The following is a 24,027-nucleotide window of genomic DNA, read 5'->3' as shown; positions in this document are numbered from 1 at the left end:
AATGAAAACAGCCAGCTATATTGTCGCCTTGTGGTTGATTGCATTTGCTCAATTGGCATCTGCCCAAGAAATACTTAGCCTACAGCAAGCCATTACCATTGCCTTGCACAATAATTACGATATTAAATTGATTAAAAATGATTTGGCAATTGCCCAAAATAATGTGAGTCCAGGAAATGCTGGAATGCTGCCCGCTGTGGCAGGAAATTTTACAACCGGCGGAAATCGCCAAAATGCTGTGCAGACGCAACAAAGTGGCACAGAGAAAGTAACCAACGGTGCAAAAAGTACAAATTTGTCCTATGGAGTGGGGCTGGACTGGACAGTATTCGATGGATTTAGAATGTTCGCTACTTACGACAAGTTAAAGGTATTAGAACAGCAAGGCCAAGCGGTCGCAAAAGCGCAAATACTTACAACGGTGTCAAACGTAATCAACGCTTACTATCAAATGGCCAAGCAACAACAATTGGTCATTGCAGCCGATACCTCGATAGACATCTCTAAACTTCGAGTATCCATCGCAAAAAACAAGCTTGAACTTGGCAGAGGCTCAAAATTAGATTTATTAGCGGCTCAGGTAGATTATAATACAGATACTTCCACCTATCTGCAGCAACTAAATTTGCTTAACACCTACATGATTAATTTAAATCAGCTCATGGCACGAGAGGCGACCATCAAATTTCAGGTTGCAAATGAAATTGTGATGGAATTAGGCTTAGCGTATGTAGATCTTCAGAAGGCAACCGAAAAGTTAAACCCAGATTTACAAAATGCTTTTTTAGCCAAAAAAGTCGCTGAACTAAGTCTGAAAGAATTGAAGGGAGACCGGTTCCCAAAAATTAGTCTTAATGGTGGTTACGACATAAACAGAAGCAGTACGCCAACAGGTTTTAACACTGGTTTGCGGGCGAAAGGGTTTAATTATGGCCTTACTGCGAGCTTAAATATTTTTAATGGTTTTTTGCAAAATCTAAATGAGCGCAATGCGAAAATAGAAATTGAATCCTCTAGTTTTTCCTTTGAGAAAACAAAGCAAGACGTAAATAGTCAGCTTGCTTTAGCCTATCAAAATTATCGCACGTATCTGGGGTTGGTGGCGGTGGAGAAAAATAATGTAGAAATTGCCAATGAAAATCTCGACATAACGTTGGCGAAATATCGATTGGGCAGTATTGCGCCCCTAGAATTACGAGAGGCACAGCGTAATGCGATAGATGCTAAGAACCGTTCTTTAGAAACTCAATATCAGGCGAAGGTCGCTGAAGTTACTTTAAAACAAATCAGCGGAACGATTAATTTTGAATGATTGGGAGGTGGATTTTCAGGGATAGCCGGCGGATATTTCAGAGATCGCTACCTACCTTTTAAATTTACTTCCAGAAATCCTCTTGTCTTCTTTCATACAAAATTCAACTATTTTAAGAAAGTTTTGGGGCTTTCCCCCCGAAAAGGGGTCGGGCTTTCTGCTGCAATCTTTTCACTCCTTCCTCGTAGAAAGGATTTCCGGTGCAACCCAACGCAAAACATCCCTCCGGCCAAAAAGCGCTAACGATGGGAATGGCATTTTTAATTGGCACCTTAAAGCCAATTAAAGATACAATGAACAGCGTGTAAAAGCGCCCAAATAATCATCAATAGAATAAGTCGAGCTAGGTTATAAATTCTATTTTTATAATTTAGGCGTTCTCCTGAAGAGGGTCGCGCTTTCCGTTGCAATCTTTTTGTTCGTTCCTCGCAAAAAGGATTTCCTCTGCACTCGCTAACGCAAAATAGCCGAAATGAGAGGTGCGCTAACGATGGGAATGGCATCTTTTAATTGGCCTATTAAAGCCAATTAGAGATATAATGAACAGCGTGTAAAAGCGCCCAAATAATGATCAAACTGTTTGAAAAAATAAAATATTTTAGGGATTTTGGGCGTTTCCCTTGAGAGGGTCGCGCTTTCCGTTCCAATCCTTGTAAGCAGGATTTCCGCTGCAATCCTTAACGCAGCGCTCAGACTTTTTGCGCTAACGACAGCAGCGGCATCTTTTTGGGCTTTTTCTACCCAAAAAATACAGCGGATGGCGTGTTAAAGCGCCCAAATAATTATTAATCTAAAAATCTACCTATGTATTTCAATTCAAGAAGGTTTATTTGAGCGCTTCCTTAAAAGAGATTAGACTTTAAACCAATCTTGGTTTTTTTGCTAATTTTTAAGTATGGACATCATTTAACGAACACTCTTTTGATGTGATGTATCTAGGATATTTATCAGGAAGAAATACTGGGTAAGTTTACTACATCTTTAAAAATGCGCTATACTTCCTTTAAGTTTAATTAATAATAACAGGGGTCAAATAGGGGCTTTATAGGGAGATAACAGGGGCATAACACGGGCGTCTTCCTGTAAATCCCCTGTGAAACGCTTGTTAACTCCGTTTAATATTCTTTTTAAAAATAGCGCTAAAATAACCTTAAATTAACCGGGAACTGATGTGATAGCAAGTAAAATAACACTATAGCGTAAAATATGTTTAGCGATGTGTTTGAGATTGCAAATCAATCATAGCATTTAATGATACTCTAAAAATAAAATGCCCATTAGAATAGCGAGACGTTAAAAAAATGCATATGGTGAACTGATATTTGCATCACTACGAAACAAATTTAAGCTTCTCCACTCAACACATTTCAAGGTATTTAGACATAAATGCTCATGCAGTCATTACAAATGTTATTTATTTCTTCGCTTCTTAATTTGGAAGCGTTTACAGCTGGTTCGAGTTCTATATTTAAATAATTAAAACTAAGGCTCAAGAATCATAGATTTTTAAACTAGTTGATGTAAAAGTAAATTGCCAACTAAATCCATATTGGTGATTGACCTAAAATTAGCTCTTCAATAGCTTCTTTTCTTTGTATAGCCTTTAAACAGAAAAAGAAGGTCTCATCCGAGCACCTTCTTTTTTTTCTAACCAAATATAAACCTGTTATGAGCCAGGCTTTGTCTTTAACAATAAACTTTTTTAAAAGTTTGTCGCTGTTGTGTTTTTCTTATTCAAAAGATAATCACTTCCGATTACCATACTGCAAATATAGATAACTTTTCTTAGTGTACAAATTACACTAATAAAAAAAGTGTATTAATTTTGTCATTTTAGATTTATATGGTGTTTTAACCACTGAAATGAATGTAAAGTGAACAAAATATTCAATTTAGCTCGCTGTTATACAAAAAAAGTTAAATTTTGTTAAAATGGTTAGAAAAATGATTGCAATAAACGTATTATTAACATAAAATTATATTTTTATGTTAATTTAATGTTAAATAAAGTTTTTTTTTGAAATATTTGATCATAATCTCAAATTTTTATTTTTTTAACCTATTTTCGGGTCTAAATATCGTGTTTTTTGCATAAAAAAAAGGCAACGCATAAAAACGTTGCCTTTTCTTAAAATTTAATTCTTTTTATCTTATTTTACTTAAGATTAGAATAATATTCCACAAATTTTGCCAATGCAGAAGAATATCCCCATTCATTGTCATACCAAGAAACCACTTTTACAAAATGATCATTTAAGGCAATACCTGCACCGGCGTCGAAGATCGACGCGCGATCATCTCCGATAAAATCGCTAGACACAACCTCATCCTCAGTGTATCCCAACACACCTTTTAAATCGCCTTCTTCAGATGCTTTCTTCATTGCATCTTTAATCTCTTGGTAGGTTGCAGGTTTTTCTAGTTTAACGGTTAAATCAACTACAGATACATCAGCAACAGGAACCCTGAAAGCCATGCCTGTTAGTTTTCCTTTAAGTTCTGGAATTACAAGGGTCACTGCTTTTGCCGCGCCTGTAGATGATGGGATAATGTTTGAGAAACCACCACGACCACCTCTCCAATCTTTGTGAGACGGGCCATCAACAGTTTTTTGAGTGGCCGTAACCGCATGCACAGTACTCATTAACCCTTCTGCAATTCCCCAATTATCGTTTAACACTTTGGCAATAGGAGCCAAACAATTGGTGGTACAAGATGCATTTGAAACTATAGTCTGTTCTGCAGACAATTTATTATGATTTACACCCATTACGTAAGTAGGGATGCTATCATCTTTTGCAGGAGCTGAAAGGACTACTTTTTTAGCGCCAGCTGCAAGGTGCTTTTCTGCAGCTTCTCTTGTTAAAAATAAACCAGTAGATTCTATGACCACTTCTACTCCAACCTCATCCCATTTAAGATCAGCTGGATTTTTTTCTGCAGTAACCCGAATTGTTTTACCATTAACAACTAGATGGCCATCTTTCACTTCAACAGTTCCTTCGAATTTTCCGTGCGTCGTATCATATTTCAACATATAAGCCATATAATCAGGCTCAATTAAATCGTTAATCGCAACAATATCCAAACCTCTTTTTAATGCTGCCCTAAAAACCAGGCGGCCGATACGGCCAAAGCCGTTTATTCCAATTTTGCTCATTTTTTTCTAATTAGTGAAATGTTTTAATAAATTATGAATGGGTTCTTTGATAATTGTTTTTATCGTTAACTGATGTTTAGCGGCAGCAACTCTTAACCGCTCTTCAAACTCAGAAGCTACAATACCCACGAAATGTAGTTCCTCGTCTTTATATTTTAATGCCATGGGAATCGTGTACTTTTTTAAATACTTTTCAAATCCTTCGTCCACCAGCCCAATAATGTAGCCATGATCTTTGTGCTGAAGAATGAAATCAAAAAAAGAACTTAAAAAATTATTTGCCTGTGGCTTATTGTATATTTTTTCTAAAATTTGTGGACGATCTAAGCCGTAGGCGCTGTTAAATTTTGTTTCAAGATCCTGTGGCAGTTTTTTCGTCAAATGATTTTTCAGCAACATTTTCCCTAAGTAATTGGCAGAACCTTCATCGCCCAAAATATAACCTAAACCGAAGTTATTTTTTATTGGTTTTTTCCCATCGAAATACGCACAATTTGCGCCATTTCCAATCATCCCCACAATTCCGGTTTTATCAAAACAAACAGCTTTAGCAGCACCAAAGAGGTCATCCTCTACAATGACCTTGCTAAATTTGAAGAATGAAGAAAGTGTATTTGCCAATTCTTCTTTCCTGTCGTGAGAGGAGGCGCCGGCAGCGAAAAAGTATATCTTTTTAATTTCCTCTGCATGGTTTACCAAGGCCACTTTTTTATTCAAGATTTGTAAAATCGTTTTGCGATCTACAAAACAAGGATTTAAGCCGGTAGTATTACAATGAGCCACTACTATTCCGTTTTTGGTCAATTTCCAAAAGGCAGTTTTAGATCCACTGTATACAATTGCTACCATCTTAAATAGAAAGTACCTCTGTCATCTCTAACAGATCTGGTTCCAATTTGTTTATTTGCGTCGTGATGGCGTCGTGAATGCTAGTAAGTTTCACTTCGTTCCCGATCAACCCTGCCATTTTATCTGTTTCTCCCGCTATGAGGGCGTTAACTGCTGCAAAACCAAGTCTGCTACCCAAAATTCTATCGAAACTACTAGGACTACCGCCTCGTTGCAGGTGGCCCAAAATGGTCACCTTCGTATCATAATGGGTAAAACGCTCCTTTACCTGTCGCGCCATTTCAAAAGCTCCACCTTTTTTATGTCCCTCAGAAACAATAACAATGCTTGAAGATTTTTTGGTTGAAGCACCTAGCTCTAACTTTCTAATAAGATCGTCAATCGTCGTTTCTCTTTCTGGCAGCAATACAACTTCTGCTCCGCTAGCAATGGCACTGCGCAAGGCAATACAACCAGAATTTCTTCCCATCACCTCTACAAAAAACAATCTATCGTGTGCGTCGGCGGTATCTCTAATTTTATCCACCGCATCTAACACAGTGTTTATTGCGGTATCATAACCTAATGTAAAATCAGATCCTGCCAAATCGTTATCGATCGTTCCAGGAATACCAATTACGTTAATTCCATACCTTTCTGAGAAGATCTTCGCTCCTGTAAAAGTTCCGTCTCCACCAATCGTTACAAGTGCATCAATGTTATTTTCTTTAACGTGTTGATAAGCCTTTGCCATGCCTTCTTCCGTTTTGAATTCCAAACAGCGGGCAGTTTTAAGGATGGTGCCGCCGAGGTGTAAGATATTGCTTACCGAGCGGGCATCCATTGGTTTGATGTTGTTGGTGATTAGCCCTTGATATCCTTGAATTACACCGAACACGTTAAGGCCATTATAAATACCGGTGCGTACCACCGCTCTTATCGCTGCGTTCATTCCCGGCGCATCACCGCCTGAGGTTAATACAGCTATATTCTTAATTTGTTTGTTCATCTAATCTACGAATATAGTGTGTAATTTTTACACTAAGTAATTTTTTTCTAATTATTTTTCTTAATATTGAAAATTATCAAATTAACATCCTCTACTAAATAATGTAACTTGGAACAGATTTTACCCCATTTTGATTCTGTATTTTCGATAGATTGCGTCTTGTTTGGTTTCGATGGCAAAGAGCTTAAGATACTCTTAATCGAAAGAAATGAAGAACCTTTTAAAGATTGGTGGGCCTTGCCCGGGAACATAGTTGGACACAACGAAAGCCTAGACCAGTCTGCCGAACGCATTTTATATGAGCTTACTGGTTTAAGTGGCATTTATATGGAGCAATATTACGCTTTTGGCGATCCAGGTAGGCACCCACAAGGTAGGGTAATCACCTTGGCCTATTACGCCCTGATTAGGTTGGGCGGCGAAAAAGAAGTGGTGCCGAGAAGCAGCTACGCAAAACAAGCCAATTGGATGCCTATTAGTAAGCTTCCGAAATTGGCTTTTGATCACCAAAAAATATATGATAAAGGTTTAGAAAAAATTAAGCGTCGAATAAAACATCAACCAATCGCTTTCGAATTGCTGCCAGAAAAGTTTACGCTCACCCAGTTACAACATGTATACGAACTTGTATTAGGCAAAAAGTTAGATAAAAGAAATTTTAGAAAAAAAATTACAAGCTTCGGAGTACTTAAAGAGCTCAACGAAAAACAAAAAGGTGTTTCTTATCGTGCCGCTGCGTTATACCGTTTTGATAAACGTAAATATGCCAAGTTGTTCGGTAAAGAGATTGCATTCTAAAAAAAAGATGGCAGCTCTTTTTGAGCTGCCATCAAATAATAACATTACTTGTAGTCGTTAACCTAAGTTGGTCTTCGGCGCAATTTCTAGGTGATAATCTACCAAGTCATCTATTGGTGACCTAATAATTTTTCCGATACCCATTTCATATCTATCGGCAACAATACTTAAGATATCTCTGAAACTGTAACCCACGGATCCAACACAATTTAACGTATAGTTTTTATAATTTGGATAATGGACGACTAAGTTTTCGAAGAAGGCGGTAAACGCATAATCAACTGTTTTAAAGGCATAGTCCTCATAGTTGTCTTTAAAATCATATAGAAATTTACTAAAACCTGCACAAAAACGATTTGGCAATGGCTTATTGTAAATATGGTCGTAGATGTCTTCGTTTGTTAACGCATAATTATCATAAAATGCTTCACGTAAACCTTTTGGCATGTATCCTTTCATGTAGTCTCCCAAAATACGCTTGCCAATAAAACAGCCACTGCCCTCATCGCCAAGAAAGTATCCGAGCGAATCGATGTTCATGGTAATGTCTATGCCATCGTATAGGCAAGAATTGGTGCCTGTACCTAGTATTGCAGCGAAACCAGGTTGGTCTCCAAGTAACGCGCGACTAGAAGCCAACAAATCATGACCTACAAAAACCTCGGCCTTTGTAAAGACTTTTTTCATGGCCTCGGCCACTATTTTAACGTTTGTAGGTGTAGAACAACCTGCTCCGTAATAGTAAACCTCGGTCAGTTTATCACGTTCTAGATGGTCTGGAAGGGTTTCATTTAACGATTTAACAATGTAGTCCTCTTTAGAGAAATAAGGATTATAACCTTCTGTATTGAAATAAATCTTTCTTCCCGCTTTATTGATCAAACACCAATTGGTTTTGGTGGAGCCTCCGTCTGCAATTACTATCATTGTTTTTCTATTTTTGTTTTGCGCGATAAAAGTATAAAAAGTCTTAAATTAACAATGCTTTTTTAATAATTTTTTAACAATTTAATTATAAGTGGGACATACGATTTTTTAAGAAAGCATTATTTTTTTTTAAACAAAGTCCTAAAATAGCTAAAATAATGACGTCAAATAGCTTTCTCTTTTTTAAATTACGAAAAATAAAAGCACAATACTAAAATGAGCAAAGCAATAGATTTTAGAAGTGATACCGTCACGAAGCCATCAGAAGGAATGTTAGATGCCATGCTTCATGCAAAAGTAGGCGACGATGTGTACAATGAGGACGAGACGGTTCAAGCCTTGGAGCATAAATTAGCACGACTATTTAATATGGAGGCGGGGTTATTCTGCCCGAGTGGCACTATGACCAACCAAATAGCCATCAAATGTTTTACCCAGCCGATGGATGAGGTTATCTGCGATCAAACAGCACATGTGTATAGGTATGAGGTCGGGGGAATTGCTTATCATTCTGCTTGTTCTGTAAGATTGTTGCATGGCGAACGCGGTATCTTGACGCCAGAATTAATTGAGCCAGAGATTAATGAAGAAAATGTTCATTATCCTAGCACAAGTTTGGTAGTTTTAGAGAATACGGTAAACAAAGGGGGAGGCAAATGTTACACGTGCTCACAAATTGCGCCGATACATCACTTATGTAATTTAAAAGGACTAAAAATTCATCTAGACGGGGCAAGAATTTTTAATGCCCTTGTTGCTACAGGTGACGATGCACATCATTATGGACAATATTTCGACGGCATTTCAATTTGTTTATCTAAAGGATTAGGCGCGCCCGTAGGGTCTGTATTGCTTGGAAACAAAGCAACAATTGAGAAAGCAAAGAAGATTAGAAAGGCATTTGGCGGCGGCATGAGACAAGCAGGTTTTCTGGCTGCGGCCGGCATTTATGCGTTAGACAATAATATTGAAAGGCTAAAAGACGATCATCATCATGCAAAAACGCTGGCTTACGCACTTTCGGAAGCTGATTATGTGCACCATGTTGTTCCTGTCGAGACGAATATTGTTTTGTTTGAGGTTGCCAAGGGAGAGGCAGGTAAAATCGTTGAGAAATTTAAAGACAAAGGAATTTTATGTAGTACCACAAACGATAAGACCATCAGAATGGTTACTCATTTAGACATTAGCCAAGTAATGATTGACGAAGCGATGGAAACCATAAAGCACTTGAAATAGACATTAGCTTTCATTTAACATGCCAGAGATTACTAAAATATTAATCGCAAATAGGGGAGAAATTGCACTCCGGATTATGCGTTCAGCAAAAGAAATGGGCATTGCTACCGTAGCTATTTTTTCTGAGGCTGATAGAAATGCCTTACATGTGCGGTATGCCGACGAAGCCATTTGCGTTGGTCCGGCTCCTTCTACTCAAAGTTACCTCGTTATCGAAAAAGTGATTGAGGCATGTAAAAAAACTGGTGCAGAAGCCATTCATCCGGGCTATGGTTTCTTGTCAGAGAATCCAAATTTTGCCAAGCGTGTAGCCGAAGCTGGTTTGATTTTAATCGGGCCATCTGCTGCAGCCATGGAAACAATGGGGAATAAACTTGCGGCAAAAGCTGCCGCCTTAAAGCACAATATCCCGCTGGTACCGGGCACTGAAGAAGCGATAACAGACATTGCAGAAGCCAAGAAAAGAGCAAACGAAGTTGGTTTTCCGATTTTAATTAAGGCTGCGGCAGGTGGAGGGGGCAAAGGAATGCGCATCGTAGAACGGGCAGAAGATTTTGAAGAACAGATGAATCTGGCTGCAAGTGAAGCAACATCTGCCTTTGGAGACGGATCCGTTTTTATAGAACGTTATGTCACCTCTCCAAGACACATCGAAATTCAAGTTTTAGGCGATAATTATGGAAACATTGTACATCTTTTTGAACGTGAATGCTCCATACAGCGTCGGCACCAAAAAGTGGTAGAAGAAGCGCCGTCTACTGTATTGACTCCGGAAATAAGGGCAGAGATGGGTAAATGCGCCGTCGATGTGGCAAAGGCAGTCAACTATGTCGGTGCTGGCACCGTTGAGTTTATTCTAGATGATAATCTAAATTTCTTTTTTCTAGAAATGAATACACGCCTACAGGTAGAACATCCGGTTACCGAATTGATTACAGGCATAGATCTGGTAAAAGAGCAGATTAAAATTGCGCGTGGTGAAAAGCTATCGTTTACTCAAGAGGCACTAAAAATTACTGGTCACGCCATAGAATTGAGGGTGTATGCAGAAGATCCAAAAACAGATTTTCTCCCAGACATTGGCACACTCAAAACCTATAAAATTCCAAAGGGTGTTGGCGTACGGGTTGACGATGGTTTTGAGCAAGGCATGGAAATACCCATCTATTACGATCCGATGATTGCTAAACTGATTGTGTACGCCAGCGATCGGGCAGAGGCAATTGAAAGAATGATTCGGGCCATCGCAGAATATGAGATTACAGGGATAGAAACCACCTTACCGTTCGGTAATTTTGTGATGCGTCACGAGGCCTTTAGATCAGGTAATTTTGATACGCAATTTGTAGGAAAGTATTTTACAGCAACATCATTGAATGAGTACGACGAACTAGAAGCAATGATTGCTGCGGTGATGGCTGCAAAAATCCATCAAGGACCTGAACACAAATTTGCGGTTAACGAGTCAAAAACACAGTCGTCTAATTGGTTAAGAAATAGACGTAGAAATTAAAAAAATACCACAAGTTTTCATCCAAATAACATGTTTACCGGAATTATAGAAACTCTTGGCTCCATTACTGCCATTGAAAAAGTACACAGTAATGTACAATTTACCATTGCTTCTGCAATTGGCGACGCGCTAAAGATAGACCAAAGTGTTGCGCACAACGGCGTTTGCTTAACGATAGTTGCACTAAATGAGTCGACCCATACCGTAACGGCCATTGACGAAACGCTAAATAAAACCAATTTAGGGCTGTTGAAAGTAGGCAGTAAAGTAAATTTGGAACGTTGCATGCAGATGAATGGTCGATTAGATGGGCATATTGTTCAAGGTCACGTAGATCAAACTGCGGTTTGTATTAAACGAATCGAGTTGGATGGCAGTTGGGAATTTCGCTTTAAATATGATCCGAATCAGGGCAACGTTACTGTAGAAAAAGGTTCTATTTGTATCAATGGAATTAGCTTAACGGTAGTGCATTCCACCGAAGGTGAATTTTCAGTATTTGTTATTCCATACACTTATGAAAATACAAATATGGAAGAAATTTTAGAAGGCGACTCCGTAAACGTTGAGTTTGATATTATTGGCAAATACGTAGCTAGACTTATTGGAAAGAGGTAGCGGCAAATCCAATTTCATTAATCCTTTTTGCTGAGGTGCGCATAGATATGAAATTTGTAAGTTGTGCATTTTACCGAATTTTTGGTGGTGTAATTGAAAATATCTCGGAATTTTAAGATCATTTTTGGATTTCATACAATTCAAACAATTGCCCATTAAATATAAATTGCTTCCACTAAACAAATGCAACAAGGCTACATACGCCAAAGATCACACCAGAAGCTAACTTTTTGATGAGAAATAACGTTTTAACTAAAAAATTAGTTATTTGGAAAAGAGCTAACTAATAAATTAAAGCATTTGGAAAAAAACAAAAACCTTCGTTTTGGGTTTAATATGATACATTTAACAGTAAAAAACAAAAGCGATGGATACTTTAAAGAAATTTGAGTTGATGGAGAAAATTGTTCGCGAGCTAGAAGATCTCCATAATACGCAGCAAGCCCTGGTTCAAAAAATCGGGAAGATAGAGGTTGACAATTTTGACCTTGCTGATAAAAGATTAGAAAACGATTTGCCAGATATTCACCAGAGAATTGCCGATAATTTAGATACCATCAGCAGCATTATGGAATATTTTGCAGATAAGACAGATAACTTTGGAGATAAAAACAAGGTTGAGGCGTTAAAAGAACAGCAAGCAATAGACGAGGCGAAAGGTTAATGAATCATTTATTGTCTACATTAAAAAGGCTGCCCCATCAAGGCAGCCTTTTTTTCGTTATTCTACCTCGACTGCGGTTTGTTCATAGATGTAAGATCCATTTTTAGCTTCAATTGGAAATTCTTTTTTATCGCTTAACGCTTTCACAAAAGAAGCGCCGAAATAAAAGATAAGCGAAGAATAAAATACAAATAACATAATAACTACAATACTGCCGGCAGAACCATAAACGTTGCCAATATTACTTAGCGGAAGTAAAATTCGAAGAAGGTATTTTCCCATCGTAAATAGAGATCCAGTAAGTAGACCGCCATAAAGAGCGCTCTTCCAACTTGGACGGCCGTTGGTCAAAAACCTAAATAGTATCGAGAACCACGCCGTAACAATGAGGACAAAAATAATTTGATTTAAAACAGATGCAAAAAAGACTACGCCATAAAGTCCTCCAGAAATAAATGAGCCTAGAAAAGCCTGAATGCTATCTGCAAGTATGCCGATAAAAAACAAGAGACCGGCTAATAAAATAACCGTAAAAGCTTTGGCCCGTTCTACAAGATTAGAGAAAATCCCACGTCTTTCTTTATATCCAACATTCCAAACTTGCTCTACAGAGTTTTTAATGACGGTGAACAACGTCGTAGCTACAAAAAGAAAAAACACAAAACTGATGATGGTTACATACCAGTTTTGCTCAACACTTCTAATGTTTTTAAGCGTCAATCTAATTTGTTGGATGCTGCCTTTATCTAAAATATTTGCCAGACGTTCGAAAAGGTTGTCGATTAATTTACGTCGATCGGTAAAGTATCCAAATAATCTAATCAGGATAAGTAAAATAGGAGGGAGCGCAAAATTGGTAAAAAATGCGGTCGCTCCAGCCAGTCGAAGTGGATCATTTTTTTGGAAAATGCCAACTGTGTCTTTTATGGTTTGGAAAAAAAAACCTATATTTTTCTTTAAATCAAGCTGCATTTGTTTGTGAAAGCTAAAAAGCCCGAAAATACTAAAATATCTCGGGCTTTGTAAGCATTGTTAATTGTATTTAATTTGTCTTTTTAAATGTCAATAGTTCTTCGTCGTTGTTTGAAAGCACTAAATGTCCGTCTTCTATCTTTGCGGCGGTCGCTTCGTTTAGCCCTTTTAGATACGCAGTTTCTGCAAGCGCGGTTTCTTGGCAAAACATTTTGGTTCCGAAAATATTTTTTAGCTCAAACTTTCCTCCTAATAACATTGCCTGACCGCCGTAGTTGTTACAGAACGATTTACCGCTTATTTTGAGCGAATCGCCAAAGTTTAAAGTGGCTTTTGCATCGGTAGGTAGCGCTGTACCTGGTAAGCCTGATAATTCCCACTTGGTATTTTGCAGCTGTGCTGCAGTTGCTCTGTTTTCTTTTTTATGTGAAGTCATTTTTTGTGCGCATGCACTCACAATGCATATGATCAATCCGTATAGTAATAACTTTTTCATAGTATTTTTTTCGATTAAATAGCAAAAAGTAAACCAAGTTTTCGAGTTCGAGCGCTAACGAATTTTAAAGGTTTTTTGGTTTCTAATCAAACGAATTCTCGCCGATGGAATTCGTTTTTCTGACTACCGAATTTTTCTAAAAGTGAGGTTTATTCTCGGTGAGGCCGTTTTTGTGGTGGTTGGCAGCCTGTGAACCCAGTTTTTTTGAGTTTCGCCTTTCATCACTAAAAGACTCCCTTGTTCCAAAAAGGTGGTAACGGTTGTTTTTTGGTGCTTATGCTTTAGTAGAAATTTCCGCGCTGCGCCGAAGCTTAACGAAGCAATAGAAGCTTGGTAAACCAAATCTTTTTCATCGTCACTGTGGTAGGCCATTCCCTCCTCGCCAGTATGATACAAGTTTGCCAGACAAGAATTATAACTCGCAGCTGTGAGCTGCTCAACTAGAGATTTTAATTTTATCAATTCTGGTGTCCAAGTCAACGCCGTTTTTGTTATTTTGCTGTACGTATATTGATAGGATTTATCACCATACCACGCCACTTTTCGTTTGGTAATGATTCTTTTTCCCATAATTAAAGCTTCGTCATGCGCCCATGCTAAGGTAGTTAATAGCGTTTCAAAGAGCTGTGAAGCTTCTTGATCAGAAAAAATTTGTCCATAATAATTCACTTCACCGTCGAAGGGCAAAAGGTTTTTAGAAGAATCTATAGGCTCGTCGAATAATTTCATCGGTATAAAAGGGCCAATTTCTTTGGTTATTCAAAGGTAAGCAAATCGGCTAAATTAAAAGTTTTTTCCGTCCGGTTGCGGAGAAAATGAAAACAATATTACTTGGTTTCGGGTATGTAGATTGCAGCTTTAACAAATTAATAAGCCAATCAAATGAATCAATCTTTAAGCAAATGGATTAGAAATACCTCCCGCGCAGCGGTAAATAGTATTGCTTTTTTGCCTGCCTGTATATCGGTAGGCTTTCTGTTGTTGGCTTACGTTATGATTCAGTTTGATTTTTCAGACTCTGGCAAGGCTTTTAAAGCCAGCTTAGATTGGTTAAGTTTAAAAGATGCAAGCACGGCCAGAAGCATCTGTTCTTCTATCGCTGGTGGCATTATTTCCCTTGCCGTTTTTAGCTTTTCTATGGTGATGATATTACTCAATCAGGCGGCGTCGCAAATGAGCAATAGAATTTTGGGAAACTTGATCGGCAACCGCTTTCAACAAACTGTTTTAGGCTTTTATATTGGCACAATTGTTTACGCATTGTTCCTTTTAAGTACCATTCGAGACGTAAATACTGGTATTTATGTACCCGCAATTAGTACGTATTTATTGATTGCGCTTACCGTAGCTGACATTTTTCTTTTTATTTATTTTCTACATTACGTTACACAAACTGTCAAATTCGAAATCATTATTAAAAGAATTTCTAAGAGAACTGAAGTGGGTTTAAAAGACACGAGTAAACCCAATGAATTGCCTCTGTCCTTTGATAAGCCAGCCAATAGGATTGCCATTGGCGCATACAGAAGTGGACTTTTCCAAGGATTTGATAAAGAAGATATGCTGCGTTTTTGTGTAAAAGAAGATGTGGTTATTGAGCTCGGCGTAAAAATTGGCGATTATGTTCTTAAAGGAAACCCGTTACTTTTCCTATATACAAAAAACACCTTGCAGGATGATTTTTTCAAAAAAATTAGTCAGTTGATAGAAATTAGCATGAGCCGCGATATAGATTTAGATTCTTATTATGGCTTTAAGCAGTTGATGGAAATTGCGTTAAAAGCATTGAGTCCGGGAATTAACGATCCAGAAACTGGCGTCTTGGCATTGCAATCCATCGGCAACCTTCTCTTTTGTAAACTGGAATCGCCTTCAGAAGTTTATGTGAAAGATAAAGACAATATGGTGCGTATTTATGTACGCGATAAGAGTTTTGAGAACTTATTTGAAGAATGCATAATGCCCATTTGGGATTATGGAAAAAAAGATAGGTTGATCCAAACGGAGATGATTAATCTTTTAAAGCAGCTGCAGATGAAGACGGAAAAGCCAATTGTTTCAATGATGTTGGCGATGGTAGAGGCTGCAGAGAAACCAACAACCTTTTGAGTTTGTTATTTACGTTTTATGAGTGGATGATCTAGTCCATTCACATTATTTTTAAGCACCTGATAGTTAGGTAAATTTAGGAAAAGTTGGGTTAGGTTTTTATATCCGAACGCTCTGGAGTCAAAACTTGGATCGATTTTTCTTAGGTTTAGGCCAATCTGCGCAATGTAAGCTTGGTCTTCTTCGCCTGCAGAAATGTCAAATGCTTTATCTATATTTTTGGTGTCTATTTTTACTTCGATTTTAGTGCTTTCGACTTCATTTCCTGACAACTTTAAACGCTTGGAGGCAGCTTTTTTAGCAACGATTTTTTGTTCTTTTTCTGGCGTGATGTTCTCTGTAAAAGTAAACACTTCGCAGGATTGTACAAAAGCGATAGGAGTTAATTTTCTACCAATGCCCATTACAAAAGTCCCTTCTTCTCTAATCCTTTTCGCCAAACCGGTGTAATCGCTGTCGCTTGATACAATACAGAATCCATCTACGTTTTTGCTGTGCAAAATATCCATGGCATCAATAATTAAGGAACCGTCGGTAGAATTTTTTCCTGTGGTGTAAGAGAACTTCTGAATTGGGGTAAAAGAATGTTGATTAATGATTTCTTTCCATCCATTCATTAACACCGAAGTCCAGTCTCCATAAATCCGTCTGATGGTTGCTTTGCCATACTTAGAAACTTCCTCTATAATTGCTTGCAATAATTTAGGTTGCGCATTGTCTCCATCGATCAAAACGGCAATATGAAATTTTTTCTCCATGATATTCGAATTTTAACGCCAAAATTTGTGTAGAAAGCAGCGCCAAGTTTGTTGAGTTTAAGCAATCAATTAACTCGCATCTGCCGCCAATGTATTAAGAGGCGTCGTCTTTAATGTCAAATTGTGTTTCTACCACCCTGCCTGTACGCAATTTGTTTTTCAGCATTTCTTCTTGTTCTCTACGTTTTTCTACAATATGAATCGCTGCAAAAAGCGCTTCGGTAAAAGAAGTTGGATCAGCTAAATTCTTTCCAGCAATGTCGTATCCTGTGCCATGATCTGGTGAGGTACGTACGAAATTTAATCCTGCAGTATAATTAACACCATTCTCAAAAGCCAAGGTTTTGAAAGGAATCAATCCCTGATCGTGATACATTGCCAAAACTGCATCAAATTGTTTATAGGCTGCATTTCCAAAGAAACCATCGGCCGAGTATGGTCCAAAACACATCACACCTTTATCATACAATTCCTTAATGGCCGGCGAAATAATTTCCGCTTCTTCGTTGCCCAATAAACCATTGTCGCTAGCATGCGGATTTAATCCCAACACGGCTATTTTAGGTTTTTCCACCCAAAAATCTTTCTTTAAACTTTCGTTGATGAGGTTTATTTTGTTTACAATTTTTTCTTGCGTAATGGTCTTTGCAACATCTTTTAAAGGAATGTGGCCAGTCACCACGCCCACGCGTAATTCATCGCTTATTAAAAACATCAGCACGTCTTTGCTTCCGCTTTTTTCTTGTAAGTATTCCGTATGCCCGGGAAAGGCAAATGTGGCAGATTGAATATTGTCTTTATTAATCGGCGCGGTAACTAGTGCATCTAAATCGCCGGCCAACAAATCGGCCGTAGCGCGTTCCAAACTAATCAAGGCGTATTTTCCGCCAATCTCCGTCACAGATCCAAGCTCTATTTTTACGTCTTCTTCCCAACAATTTATCATGTTGGCTTTCTTATCTTGAGCTTGTTGCGGACTATTAACCACATGGAAATTAAAATCATTTAATTTATTCGCTTTTCGATGGTAAGAAGAAACCTTGGTATGGCCATAAACAATCGGTGTGCAGTAGTTTAAAATTGCAGGATTGGAAAGCGTTTTTATAATCACTTCTAAACCAATTCCATTTATATCTCCTATACTAATCCCGATTTTTAATTTATCGCTCATGCTTTTTTCTATTTAGCGCAAATTACAGATTTTAGCTTAATTGCACGCCCTGTGAATTAAAATTAGTTAATTTGTACAGGGAATTTCCATTCAAAAGTAACGAATAAAGCAGCAGAATATGAGTGTAGTTAGGGCAAAAAAACATCTTGGTCAGCATTTTTTAACCGATAAAACAATTGCCAAACGTATTGTAGACAGCTTAATAGAAACAGATAAATACAAACAAGTGCTGGAGGTTGGGCCTGGTATGGGCATTTTATCCGATTTTCTATTGGCGCGTGCAGAATTCGAAACTTTTTTGATCGACATTGATCGTGAATCTTATGAGTTTTTAGCAGATAGATATCCGCAGCTTGGCGACAAACTGATTAATGGCGATTTTTTGAAGCTTGATTTTGATGGGATTTTTCCCGACAAGTTTGCCATTATTGGCAATTTCCCCTATAATATTTCATCACAAATTCTTTTTAAAATTCTAGACAATCGCCATAAAGTAGTAGAAATGGTGGGGATGTTTCAAAAAGAAGTTGCGCAACGTTGTGCATCTCCTGCCGGAAGTAAGGAATATGGTATTCTAAGTGTGTTCATTCAGGCTTTTTATAAAATAGAATACTTGTTTACCGTAAAGCCTGGCACCTTTAATCCGCCGCCAAAAGTGCATTCTGCAATCATTAGGTTAACTAGAAACGAGGTGGAGCAATTGCCTTGTGATGAGAAATTATTCTGGCGCATCGTAAAAGCGGGCTTTAATCAGCGGCGAAAAACATTAAGAAACGCCTTGGCCGGGGTAATGCCGAAACCAGACATGGATGATCACCTCTTCTTCGAAAAAAGAGCCGAGCAATTAAGTGTAGAGGATTTTATAGCGCTGACGCAGCATGTGCAGAATCTGACGAAGGCATGGGGAAGTCAGAAGTCAGATGTCGGAAATCATGCAAATAGCTTGTCGTAGATTTATTTGGGCGTTCCCCTTCCCACACTTTAGCCCTACGCTCGGGGTCGCGCTTTCCGCTGTATCTTTTTGCCCCAATGGAAGAATAGCCATCGCGCCAAAAAGTATGCCGCTTCAATCACTTACGCGAAACCGCATGATATTGAAACTATAAAAGTGGATGGAATTCGGAAATCAGAAGTGAGATGTCAGACATTCTGCATAAAGTATTTCCCAGGGATAGGGAGCGTCGGGCTGGTAAAACGCCGAGCCAGCTGTGGGCTAAGCGTGGAAGGATCGTTTTACCTTGATTTTTTGGATACTTTTTCATCTAAGGAAAAAGTATTGAGCCTCCGCGGCGACGAGCGGAAAGATCAATTACTTTCCATTTAAATCCTTAACGTAAAACTGCAGGTTGTAGAACATCAGAGTTCAAATTTTCTTCAAATTAAAATCTTTAGTTTGAGACTGCTTCGTGCCTAGCAAAGACGATCCCGTGCAACGTCATTGCGAGGAGGAACGACGAAGCAATCTAATTGCTCAAGTTTTTTTAAACAGTTTTATTACCGAACTTAGCATTAAAAAATACTAGAATCTTATGATAGATTACCAAAATATATTCACCACCCAAGGCATCAACTACGAAAACTACCGCAAGCTCATCGACGACAAACTAGCGCAAGGTTTAACCACTGGCGACGATGACTCCGAATTTATGGTGGATTACAGCAAGCTGAATGTACAGCGCATGAAGCGATTAGATAAAACGGTAAAACTTTCTGAAGATTTACTAACGGCGCTAAACCACTTGAAAAGTAAATTTCATCTATTGGTAATTACCGAAGGTTGGTGTGGCGATGCTGCACAAATTTTGCCTGTTGTAAATAAAATGGTTTCTGCTGCGGCAGAGAAATTTGATTTGCGTTTTGTACTGCGCGATAAAAATGAAAAACTTGTAAATGCGCATTTAACAAATGGCGGCAAAGCGATTCCCATTTTGTTGTTTTTAAATGAAACCGAAAACAAAGTCTTCGCAAGTTGGGCACCACGACCAAAAATATTACAAGCACTTTTAGCCGATTGGAAAAAAGAAACGACAGATATGACGGTGATAGCCGAGAAACTCCATGGTTGGTATGCAAAAGATAAAACGGTTGAGATACAGAAGGAGTTTACGGAGGTTTTGGAGGGGTTAAAAAATCAAATAATAATTTAATCTTTAATTGTTTGTCTTATAAAAGTGACCTTTTTCTGGTTTCGCAATAGAAAAAAATGTAGGTAATAGTTGGCTTCGGGAAGTGAAAATACTCCCTCAAATATTTATTTATTAAGCAGGGCTATTTTCAGCAGCTTTAAAAAACGCTGATCTGTATTGGGTATATCTCTATTGTTTAATTTTCTCTGATATAGGTTTCATCATAAATCATATTTTCGCCAACTTTCCCGACAGTATGTAGTTGATTGCCATTGACAGTAAGTGCATATTTCACCTCCATATTTTCAAATCCTTGGAAGGTCGCATATTCAGTCAATTCTTGATAGATACCATTTAGAAGGGTATAATGGCCACCTGCGGTAGAGGTTACCATTTTTTTGCCCTCTAGTTCCCTAACTTTCTTCTCAATTACCACAACGAAGGTAGTGGGTGTTATTATTTTTCTCTGAAACACCATTGTACTGTCACCGATATATTGATTTCCATCACTATAAGTGACTTTTTGTAATACTAGCTTCCAAGTTCCAATGTGACTGGCTTTAATTGCTTTTTCAAAAGTAGCAGGTTTAGTCTTAGCGAGTGGAATTGAAGTTTTCTTTCGCGCCTGAGCCAATAGAGATGTTGAGAATAAGGTAAATAGTGCAAAGGTAATTAGCAGTGCTTTTTTCATATTTGGTGGCCTATTTGTCAACTAATATAGTATTTCTATTCTATTAATACACCGTGTGATTAAACTTTGTCAATACAATGTATCTTTTGGATTTTAATGACAACGTCTTATTCGTAAAGACACATTACACCGTTCTTAAAATTGATAATACTCCACGTATTTTTCTTATTTTGAAGAATTCCTCACATAAATAAATGTAGCATTATTTTGCTATGTACAAAATTGAACGTCCCATTGCTAAATACTTAACCGAATATTCGATGGTTATAGGTTTTTCAAAGTATAGCTATCTATACTGAACGATTTCTATTTTTAAGAAATCGTTCATAAACGGTCAATATTTAACCTATATTCGTTTTCCGTATAGTTCATAACCAAACTGTTACAGCTCTTAAAGACCTAGCTTATGCTTATTAAAAAGACAGCAGCGAAAATCTCCCTCACCGGTCTGCTCTTGTTCTGCGTTTTTGCCTTTACCCGCCACCCCGCAGACGGCATCGTCGACAAGACAGCTGCCTCGTTGAACACCTGGATGGGCGAGCGGCCACAGGAAAAAGTTTACCTGCATACCGATAAACCCTATTATGCGCTGGGCGATACGATCTGGTTCAAGGCCTACGTTACGGTTGGGAGCAGGCACCAGCTTTCGGGGTTGAGCGGTGCGTTGTATGTAGATTTGGTAAACGAAAAAGATATCATCAGGGAAACGCTGAAACTGCCGCTGACGGCGGGAATGTCCATAGGTGATTTTATCCTGAGCGATACGTTAAAGGAAGGCAACTACCGGATCCGCGCCTATACGCAATGGATGCGCAACGCGGGACCAGACTATTACTTCGACCGGACTTTTGCAGTGGGAAACCCCGGCAGCGAAGAAGTGATTGCCAAAGTAACCTACCAATATAAAACCACTGCGGGCAAACCTGTGGTTACCGCATTGCTGAATTATACAGACGCCAGTGGGCTACCGCTTACAGACAAAGAAGTTCGGTATGAGATCATGGCCAACCACGAGTCGATAGCGAGTGAAAAGGCAAAAACCGATGCGAGCGGCAACATTACCATAAATATGATCAACGACCAGGCCTCCAACCTGAAAGGTGCCTATATCCGCACCACGATTGTTACGGAAAAGAAGAAAAAGATCGAAAAGAGTTTCCCCATCAAAGCGGCACTTTCGCAAAGCGATGTGCAGTTCTTTCCCGAAAGTGGCGAGCTTGTAAACGGCCTCACTTCGAGGGTAGCTTTTAAAGCAGTGGGCGTTGACGGTACAGGGGTAAACATTAAGGGAAGCATTACCGATAACCAGGACCAGGAGGTTGCCCAACTGGAAAGCATGCACGCAGGTATGGGTACTTTCAACCTGAAACCCGAGGTCGGAAAAACATACAAAGCGCGGATAAAGTATCCCGATGGATCGGAAACCATTATCAACCTGCCCAGAGCGGCAGACGAAGGCTATGTACTGGCGGTTTACCAGACAGCAGGCGACAGTCTGCTGGTGCGGATCAATGCATCGGCAAAATCGGTAAACCAGACGGTAAACCTGATTGCCCAGACCGGTGGTGAAACCATCTATGCCACACCCATAAAGATCACGCAAATCCAGACTTCTGTCTGGCTAAAAAAGACGAACTTCCCAAGCGGCATCGCGCAATTCACCTTGTTTGACAACCAGGGAAAGCCGATCAACGAAAGGATCGCTTTCCTCAAGAATCCAGACCAGATGCAGCTGAAGATCGGCACGGCCAGACCAGCCTATAAAACCCGGGAAAAGGTGGAACTCCAGCTAGAGGCGAAAGACCAGAAGGGCAAAGCGGTAGCTGGAAGCTTTTCGGTAGCGGTGATCGATGAAAGCAAGGTGCCGATAGACGAAACGTTGGAAAGCACCATTTTTTCCAACATCCTGTTGACATCAGACCTGAAAGGCTACATAGAAAAGCCCAATTACTATTTTGCCACAGAAAGCGAATCGGTAAACAAAGCGCTGGACAACCTAATGCTTACGCAGGGATACCGTCGGTTTACGTGGAAAGAAGTCTTGAGCGGCAAGCCGGGCGAGCCTAAGTTCAAGGCGGAAAAACTCGCGACCGAAATTTCGGGTAAAGTGTTATCGCTGGGCGGAAAGCCATTGCCTAACGCCAAGGTTACGCTGATGTCGTTAAAGGCCGGCATTTTGCGAGACACGACGACGGATGCACAGGGAAGGTTCAGATTTGACAAGCTGGTATTATCCGACAGCCTAACGTTCAGCGTACAGGCAAGAACGGTAAAAAACAAGAAACGGCTAGAAGTTGTGCTAGACAGAGTGCCCGATCAAATCCTAACGCCGAATAATAACATTGGTGACATTAATACCGACATTGCGGAAAGCACAAAAGACTATCTGGCCAATACTAAAAAGGAATATGAGCTATTGGAACGGACGGGCAAGTTAAATCGGGTGCAGCGGCTGAGGGAAATACTTATTAAGGGCAAGCGGAAAGAAGATCCGTATTCTGGAAATATCAGGATCCCATCAGGTTCTGTCGATCAGACTTTTGTTATAAAGAACCCAGAACTTTGTGCTAACCTGGCAGTGTGCTTGCAAGGGCGGCTGGCTGGAGTTTTTTTTATGCCGGGAAGAGGCTCGGATTGCTCAGTTATGAACTGGCCATGGACACTAAATAAAAACGCAATTCGCACTGTTCTTGTCCCTATGCAGATTATAGTTGATGGTCGTAGAATAACAGATTGCGTAGAAGTGGCGGATATATTTGACGATAATGGCCTTAATCCCGCCGATATTGTTAGGATTGAAGTGGTACGGTCGAGTATTGCGCTGACCCAATTTTTGGGAGGGCCTTCCATTTTTATTTATACGAAAAGAGGGTGGGTGTATAAAAGGTACAATCCTTCCATGACAAACATTTCTCCCAAAGGGTTTAATAATGCCAGGGCGTTTTATTCGCCGCGTTATGATGCGTCTAATACCGCCACCCAAATACCGGATTTCAGGTCTACTATATATTGGAACCCAAACGTTATAACAGCCGCAGATGGCAAAGTAAAGTTTGATTTCTTCAACGCAGACGATCCGGGAAATTACAGAGTGGTGGTTGAAGGGGTTAATGCGGCCGGGGAACTGGGCAGACAGGTGTATAGGTATAAAGTGGAGTAAATCTTAACTTCTTATGAATAAAAATTTTACACTCAGTAAAAAGACAGCCGGCATCCTGCTATTTTTATGTGGTATCTTCTGCCTTTTTGCTTTTACCCGCCATCCCGCAGACGACCTTGTTGACAAGATCGCAGCTTCTCTGAACACCTGGATGAGCGAACGGCCGCAGGAAAAAGTTTACCTGCATACCGATAAACCCTATTATGCGCTGGGCGATACGATCTGGTTCAAGGCTTATGTTACGGTTGGGAGCAGGCACCAACTTTCTGGATTGAGCGGGGCATTGTATGTAGATCTGGTAAACGAAAGAGATTCCATCCAAGAAACGCTGAAACTGCCGCTAACGGCGGGAATGTCCATCGGCGACTTCATCCTGAGCGATGACTCGTCCTAAAAAAAGTTTACATTTTAATTTATTAATCCTGCAATAGGTTTACAGTTTATTTTTAGTCCTGCAACTGGTTTACAATGGTAGG

Annotated in this window: 21 protein-coding genes; 11 read left to right on the top strand and 10 right to left on the bottom strand. The window is 39.3% G+C overall.

Annotation, left to right across the window (positions count from 1 at the left end):
* Position 1: 1 nt before the first annotated feature.
* Complete coding sequence (locus tag ACVWYG_RS10000) at positions 2 to 1,312, top strand: TolC family protein (protein ID WP_457270083.1); 1,311 nt, start codon at positions 2 to 4, stop codon at positions 1,310 to 1,312.
* 2,155 nt (positions 1,313 to 3,467) lie between these two features.
* Here ACVWYG_RS10000 and gap read toward each other — a convergent pair.
* Genes gap through pfkA form a run of 3 tightly spaced genes read right to left on the bottom strand, consistent with a single transcriptional unit; the run spans position 3,468 to position 6,309 of the window.
* On the bottom strand, positions 3,468 to 4,472 hold the full coding sequence (gene gap / locus ACVWYG_RS09995; RefSeq protein ID WP_457270082.1) for a type I glyceraldehyde-3-phosphate dehydrogenase: 1,005 nt from the start codon (positions 4,470 to 4,472) through the stop codon (positions 3,468 to 3,470).
* 6 nt (positions 4,473 to 4,478) lie between these two features.
* Entirely contained in the window at positions 4,479 to 5,321 is an 843-nt protein-coding gene (locus ACVWYG_RS09990; RefSeq protein WP_457270081.1) for a hypothetical protein, read from the bottom strand.
* A gap of 1 nt (position 5,322) precedes the next feature.
* Complete coding sequence (pfkA, locus tag ACVWYG_RS09985; RefSeq protein ID WP_457270080.1) at positions 5,323 to 6,309, bottom strand: 6-phosphofructokinase; 987 nt, start codon at positions 6,307 to 6,309, stop codon at positions 5,323 to 5,325.
* A 108-nt stretch (positions 6,310 to 6,417) separates the two neighbouring features.
* Between pfkA and ACVWYG_RS09980 the strand changes: the two genes are divergently transcribed.
* On the top strand, positions 6,418 to 7,107 hold the full coding sequence (locus ACVWYG_RS09980) for an NUDIX hydrolase (RefSeq protein ID WP_457270079.1): 690 nt from the start codon (positions 6,418 to 6,420) through the stop codon (positions 7,105 to 7,107).
* Positions 7,108 to 7,164: 57 nt separating this feature from the next.
* Here ACVWYG_RS09980 and ACVWYG_RS09975 read toward each other — a convergent pair whose 3' ends face one another.
* On the bottom strand, positions 7,165 to 8,034 hold the full coding sequence (locus tag ACVWYG_RS09975; RefSeq protein ID WP_457270078.1) for an N-acetylglucosamine kinase: 870 nt from the start codon (positions 8,032 to 8,034) through the stop codon (positions 7,165 to 7,167).
* 216 nt (positions 8,035 to 8,250) lie between these two features.
* Here ACVWYG_RS09975 and ACVWYG_RS09970 point away from each other — a divergent pair, with 216 nt between their 5' ends.
* The 4 genes from ACVWYG_RS09970 (at position 8,251) to ACVWYG_RS09955 (ending at position 12,068) form a co-directional block, all read left to right on the top strand.
* Positions 8,251 to 9,273: a threonine aldolase family protein gene (locus tag ACVWYG_RS09970; RefSeq protein WP_457270077.1), complete on the top strand. Its 1,023-nt coding sequence runs from the start codon at positions 8,251 to 8,253 to the stop codon at positions 9,271 to 9,273.
* Between the two features lie 19 nt (positions 9,274 to 9,292).
* Positions 9,293 to 10,786, top strand: a complete 1,494-nt coding sequence (gene accC, locus ACVWYG_RS09965; RefSeq protein WP_457270076.1) for an acetyl-CoA carboxylase biotin carboxylase subunit — start codon at positions 9,293 to 9,295, stop codon at positions 10,784 to 10,786.
* Between the two features lie 30 nt (positions 10,787 to 10,816).
* Positions 10,817 to 11,404: a riboflavin synthase gene (locus ACVWYG_RS09960; protein ID WP_457270075.1), complete on the top strand. Its 588-nt coding sequence runs from the start codon at positions 10,817 to 10,819 to the stop codon at positions 11,402 to 11,404.
* Between the two features lie 367 nt (positions 11,405 to 11,771).
* On the top strand, positions 11,772 to 12,068 hold the full coding sequence (locus tag ACVWYG_RS09955; protein ID WP_457270074.1) for a hypothetical protein: 297 nt from the start codon (positions 11,772 to 11,774) through the stop codon (positions 12,066 to 12,068).
* A gap of 57 nt (positions 12,069 to 12,125) precedes the next feature.
* Here the strand turns inward: ACVWYG_RS09955 and ACVWYG_RS09950 are convergent, their stop codons facing one another.
* The 3 genes from ACVWYG_RS09950 to ACVWYG_RS09940 form a co-directional block, all read right to left on the bottom strand.
* Positions 12,126 to 13,040 carry a YihY/virulence factor BrkB family protein gene (locus ACVWYG_RS09950; RefSeq protein WP_457270073.1) on the bottom strand — a complete coding sequence of 305 codons (915 nt, stop codon included), beginning with the start codon at positions 13,038 to 13,040 and terminating at the stop codon, positions 12,126 to 12,128.
* Between the two features lie 70 nt (positions 13,041 to 13,110).
* Positions 13,111 to 13,536 carry an META domain-containing protein gene (locus ACVWYG_RS09945; RefSeq protein WP_457270072.1) on the bottom strand — a complete coding sequence of 142 codons (426 nt, stop codon included), beginning with the start codon at positions 13,534 to 13,536 and terminating at the stop codon, positions 13,111 to 13,113.
* Between the two features lie 123 nt (positions 13,537 to 13,659).
* A complete protein-coding gene (locus tag ACVWYG_RS09940; RefSeq protein ID WP_457270071.1) occupies positions 13,660 to 14,265 on the bottom strand; it encodes an alpha-ketoglutarate-dependent dioxygenase AlkB family protein in 606 nt (201 codons plus the stop codon).
* Positions 14,266 to 14,418: 153 nt separating this feature from the next.
* Between ACVWYG_RS09940 and ACVWYG_RS09935 the strand changes: the two genes are divergently transcribed.
* The gene (locus ACVWYG_RS09935; RefSeq protein ID WP_457270070.1) at positions 14,419 to 15,645 is read left to right on the top strand and encodes a DUF2254 domain-containing protein; all 1,227 of its coding nucleotides are present in this window, start codon (positions 14,419 to 14,421) and stop codon (positions 15,643 to 15,645) included.
* A gap of 5 nt (positions 15,646 to 15,650) precedes the next feature.
* Here the strand turns inward: ACVWYG_RS09935 and ACVWYG_RS09930 are convergent, their stop codons facing one another.
* Together ACVWYG_RS09930 and pdxA are read right to left on the bottom strand one after the other, a co-directional pair.
* Positions 15,651 to 16,403 carry an NYN domain-containing protein gene (locus ACVWYG_RS09930; protein ID WP_457270069.1) on the bottom strand — a complete coding sequence of 251 codons (753 nt, stop codon included), beginning with the start codon at positions 16,401 to 16,403 and terminating at the stop codon, positions 15,651 to 15,653.
* A gap of 94 nt (positions 16,404 to 16,497) precedes the next feature.
* Entirely contained in the window at positions 16,498 to 17,574 is a 1,077-nt protein-coding gene (pdxA, locus tag ACVWYG_RS09925; protein ID WP_457270068.1) for a 4-hydroxythreonine-4-phosphate dehydrogenase PdxA, read from the bottom strand.
* Between the two features lie 118 nt (positions 17,575 to 17,692).
* Here pdxA and rsmA point away from each other — a divergent pair, with 118 nt between their 5' ends.
* A complete protein-coding gene (gene rsmA, locus ACVWYG_RS09920) occupies positions 17,693 to 18,526 on the top strand; it encodes a 16S rRNA (adenine(1518)-N(6)/adenine(1519)-N(6))-dimethyltransferase RsmA (protein ID WP_457270067.1) in 834 nt (277 codons plus the stop codon).
* Between the two features lie 577 nt (positions 18,527 to 19,103).
* Positions 19,104 to 19,721, top strand: a complete 618-nt coding sequence (locus tag ACVWYG_RS09915; RefSeq protein ID WP_457270066.1) for a thioredoxin family protein — start codon at positions 19,104 to 19,106, stop codon at positions 19,719 to 19,721.
* Positions 19,722 to 19,896: 175 nt separating this feature from the next.
* Here ACVWYG_RS09915 and ACVWYG_RS09910 read toward each other — a convergent pair whose 3' ends face one another.
* Complete coding sequence (locus ACVWYG_RS09910) at positions 19,897 to 20,391, bottom strand: hypothetical protein (RefSeq protein WP_457270065.1); 495 nt, start codon at positions 20,389 to 20,391, stop codon at positions 19,897 to 19,899.
* Between the two features lie 406 nt (positions 20,392 to 20,797).
* Between ACVWYG_RS09910 and ACVWYG_RS09905 the strand changes: the two genes are divergently transcribed.
* Both ACVWYG_RS09905 and ACVWYG_RS09900 read left to right on the top strand, forming a co-directional pair.
* Positions 20,798 to 23,551 (top strand): carboxypeptidase regulatory-like domain-containing protein, encoded by a 2,754-nt coding sequence (locus ACVWYG_RS09905; RefSeq protein ID WP_457270064.1) that lies wholly within the window; start codon positions 20,798 to 20,800, stop codon positions 23,549 to 23,551.
* 13 nt (positions 23,552 to 23,564) lie between these two features.
* The gene (locus tag ACVWYG_RS09900; protein WP_457270063.1) at positions 23,565 to 23,945 is read left to right on the top strand and encodes a hypothetical protein; all 381 of its coding nucleotides are present in this window, start codon (positions 23,565 to 23,567) and stop codon (positions 23,943 to 23,945) included.
* Positions 23,946 to 24,027 lie beyond the last annotated feature (82 nt).

It is taken from the genome of Pedobacter sp. UYEF25, assembly GCF_054061655.1.
The sequence above is the reverse complement of the archived record's forward strand: the minus strand, read 5'-3'. Positions and strand labels throughout refer to the sequence as shown.

Coding starts and splice junctions, on each gene's coding strand:
- ACVWYG_RS10000 (WP_457270083.1), top strand. CDS start 2: ATGAAAACAGCCAGCTATATTGTCGCCTTGTGGTTGATTGCATTTGCT.
- ACVWYG_RS09935 (WP_457270070.1), top strand. CDS start 14,419: ATGAATCAATCTTTAAGCAAATGGATTAGAAATACCTCCCGCGCAGCG.
- ACVWYG_RS09970 (WP_457270077.1), top strand. CDS start 8,251: ATGAGCAAAGCAATAGATTTTAGAAGTGATACCGTCACGAAGCCATCA.
- gap (WP_457270082.1), bottom strand. CDS start 4,472: ATGAGCAAAATTGGAATAAACGGCTTTGGCCGTATCGGCCGCCTGGTT.
- pfkA (WP_457270080.1), bottom strand. CDS start 6,309: ATGAACAAACAAATTAAGAATATAGCTGTATTAACCTCAGGCGGTGAT.
- rsmA (WP_457270067.1), top strand. CDS start 17,693: ATGAGTGTAGTTAGGGCAAAAAAACATCTTGGTCAGCATTTTTTAACC.
- ACVWYG_RS09960 (WP_457270075.1), top strand. CDS start 10,817: ATGTTTACCGGAATTATAGAAACTCTTGGCTCCATTACTGCCATTGAA.
- pdxA (WP_457270068.1), bottom strand. CDS start 17,574: ATGAGCGATAAATTAAAAATCGGGATTAGTATAGGAGATATAAATGGA.
- ACVWYG_RS09945 (WP_457270072.1), bottom strand. CDS start 13,536: ATGAAAAAGTTATTACTATACGGATTGATCATATGCATTGTGAGTGCA.
- ACVWYG_RS09940 (WP_457270071.1), bottom strand. CDS start 14,265: ATGAAATTATTCGACGAGCCTATAGATTCTTCTAAAAACCTTTTGCCC.
- ACVWYG_RS09930 (WP_457270069.1), bottom strand. CDS start 16,403: ATGGAGAAAAAATTTCATATTGCCGTTTTGATCGATGGAGACAATGCG.
- ACVWYG_RS09990 (WP_457270081.1), bottom strand. CDS start 5,321: ATGGTAGCAATTGTATACAGTGGATCTAAAACTGCCTTTTGGAAATTG.
- accC (WP_457270076.1), top strand. CDS start 9,293: ATGCCAGAGATTACTAAAATATTAATCGCAAATAGGGGAGAAATTGCA.
- ACVWYG_RS09975 (WP_457270078.1), bottom strand. CDS start 8,034: ATGATAGTAATTGCAGACGGAGGCTCCACCAAAACCAATTGGTGTTTG.
- ACVWYG_RS09915 (WP_457270066.1), top strand. CDS start 19,104: ATGATAGATTACCAAAATATATTCACCACCCAAGGCATCAACTACGAA.
- ACVWYG_RS09900 (WP_457270063.1), top strand. CDS start 23,565: ATGAATAAAAATTTTACACTCAGTAAAAAGACAGCCGGCATCCTGCTA.
- ACVWYG_RS09950 (WP_457270073.1), bottom strand. CDS start 13,040: ATGCAGCTTGATTTAAAGAAAAATATAGGTTTTTTTTTCCAAACCATA.
- ACVWYG_RS09910 (WP_457270065.1), bottom strand. CDS start 20,391: ATGAAAAAAGCACTGCTAATTACCTTTGCACTATTTACCTTATTCTCA.
- ACVWYG_RS09905 (WP_457270064.1), top strand. CDS start 20,798: ATGCTTATTAAAAAGACAGCAGCGAAAATCTCCCTCACCGGTCTGCTC.
- ACVWYG_RS09955 (WP_457270074.1), top strand. CDS start 11,772: ATGGATACTTTAAAGAAATTTGAGTTGATGGAGAAAATTGTTCGCGAG.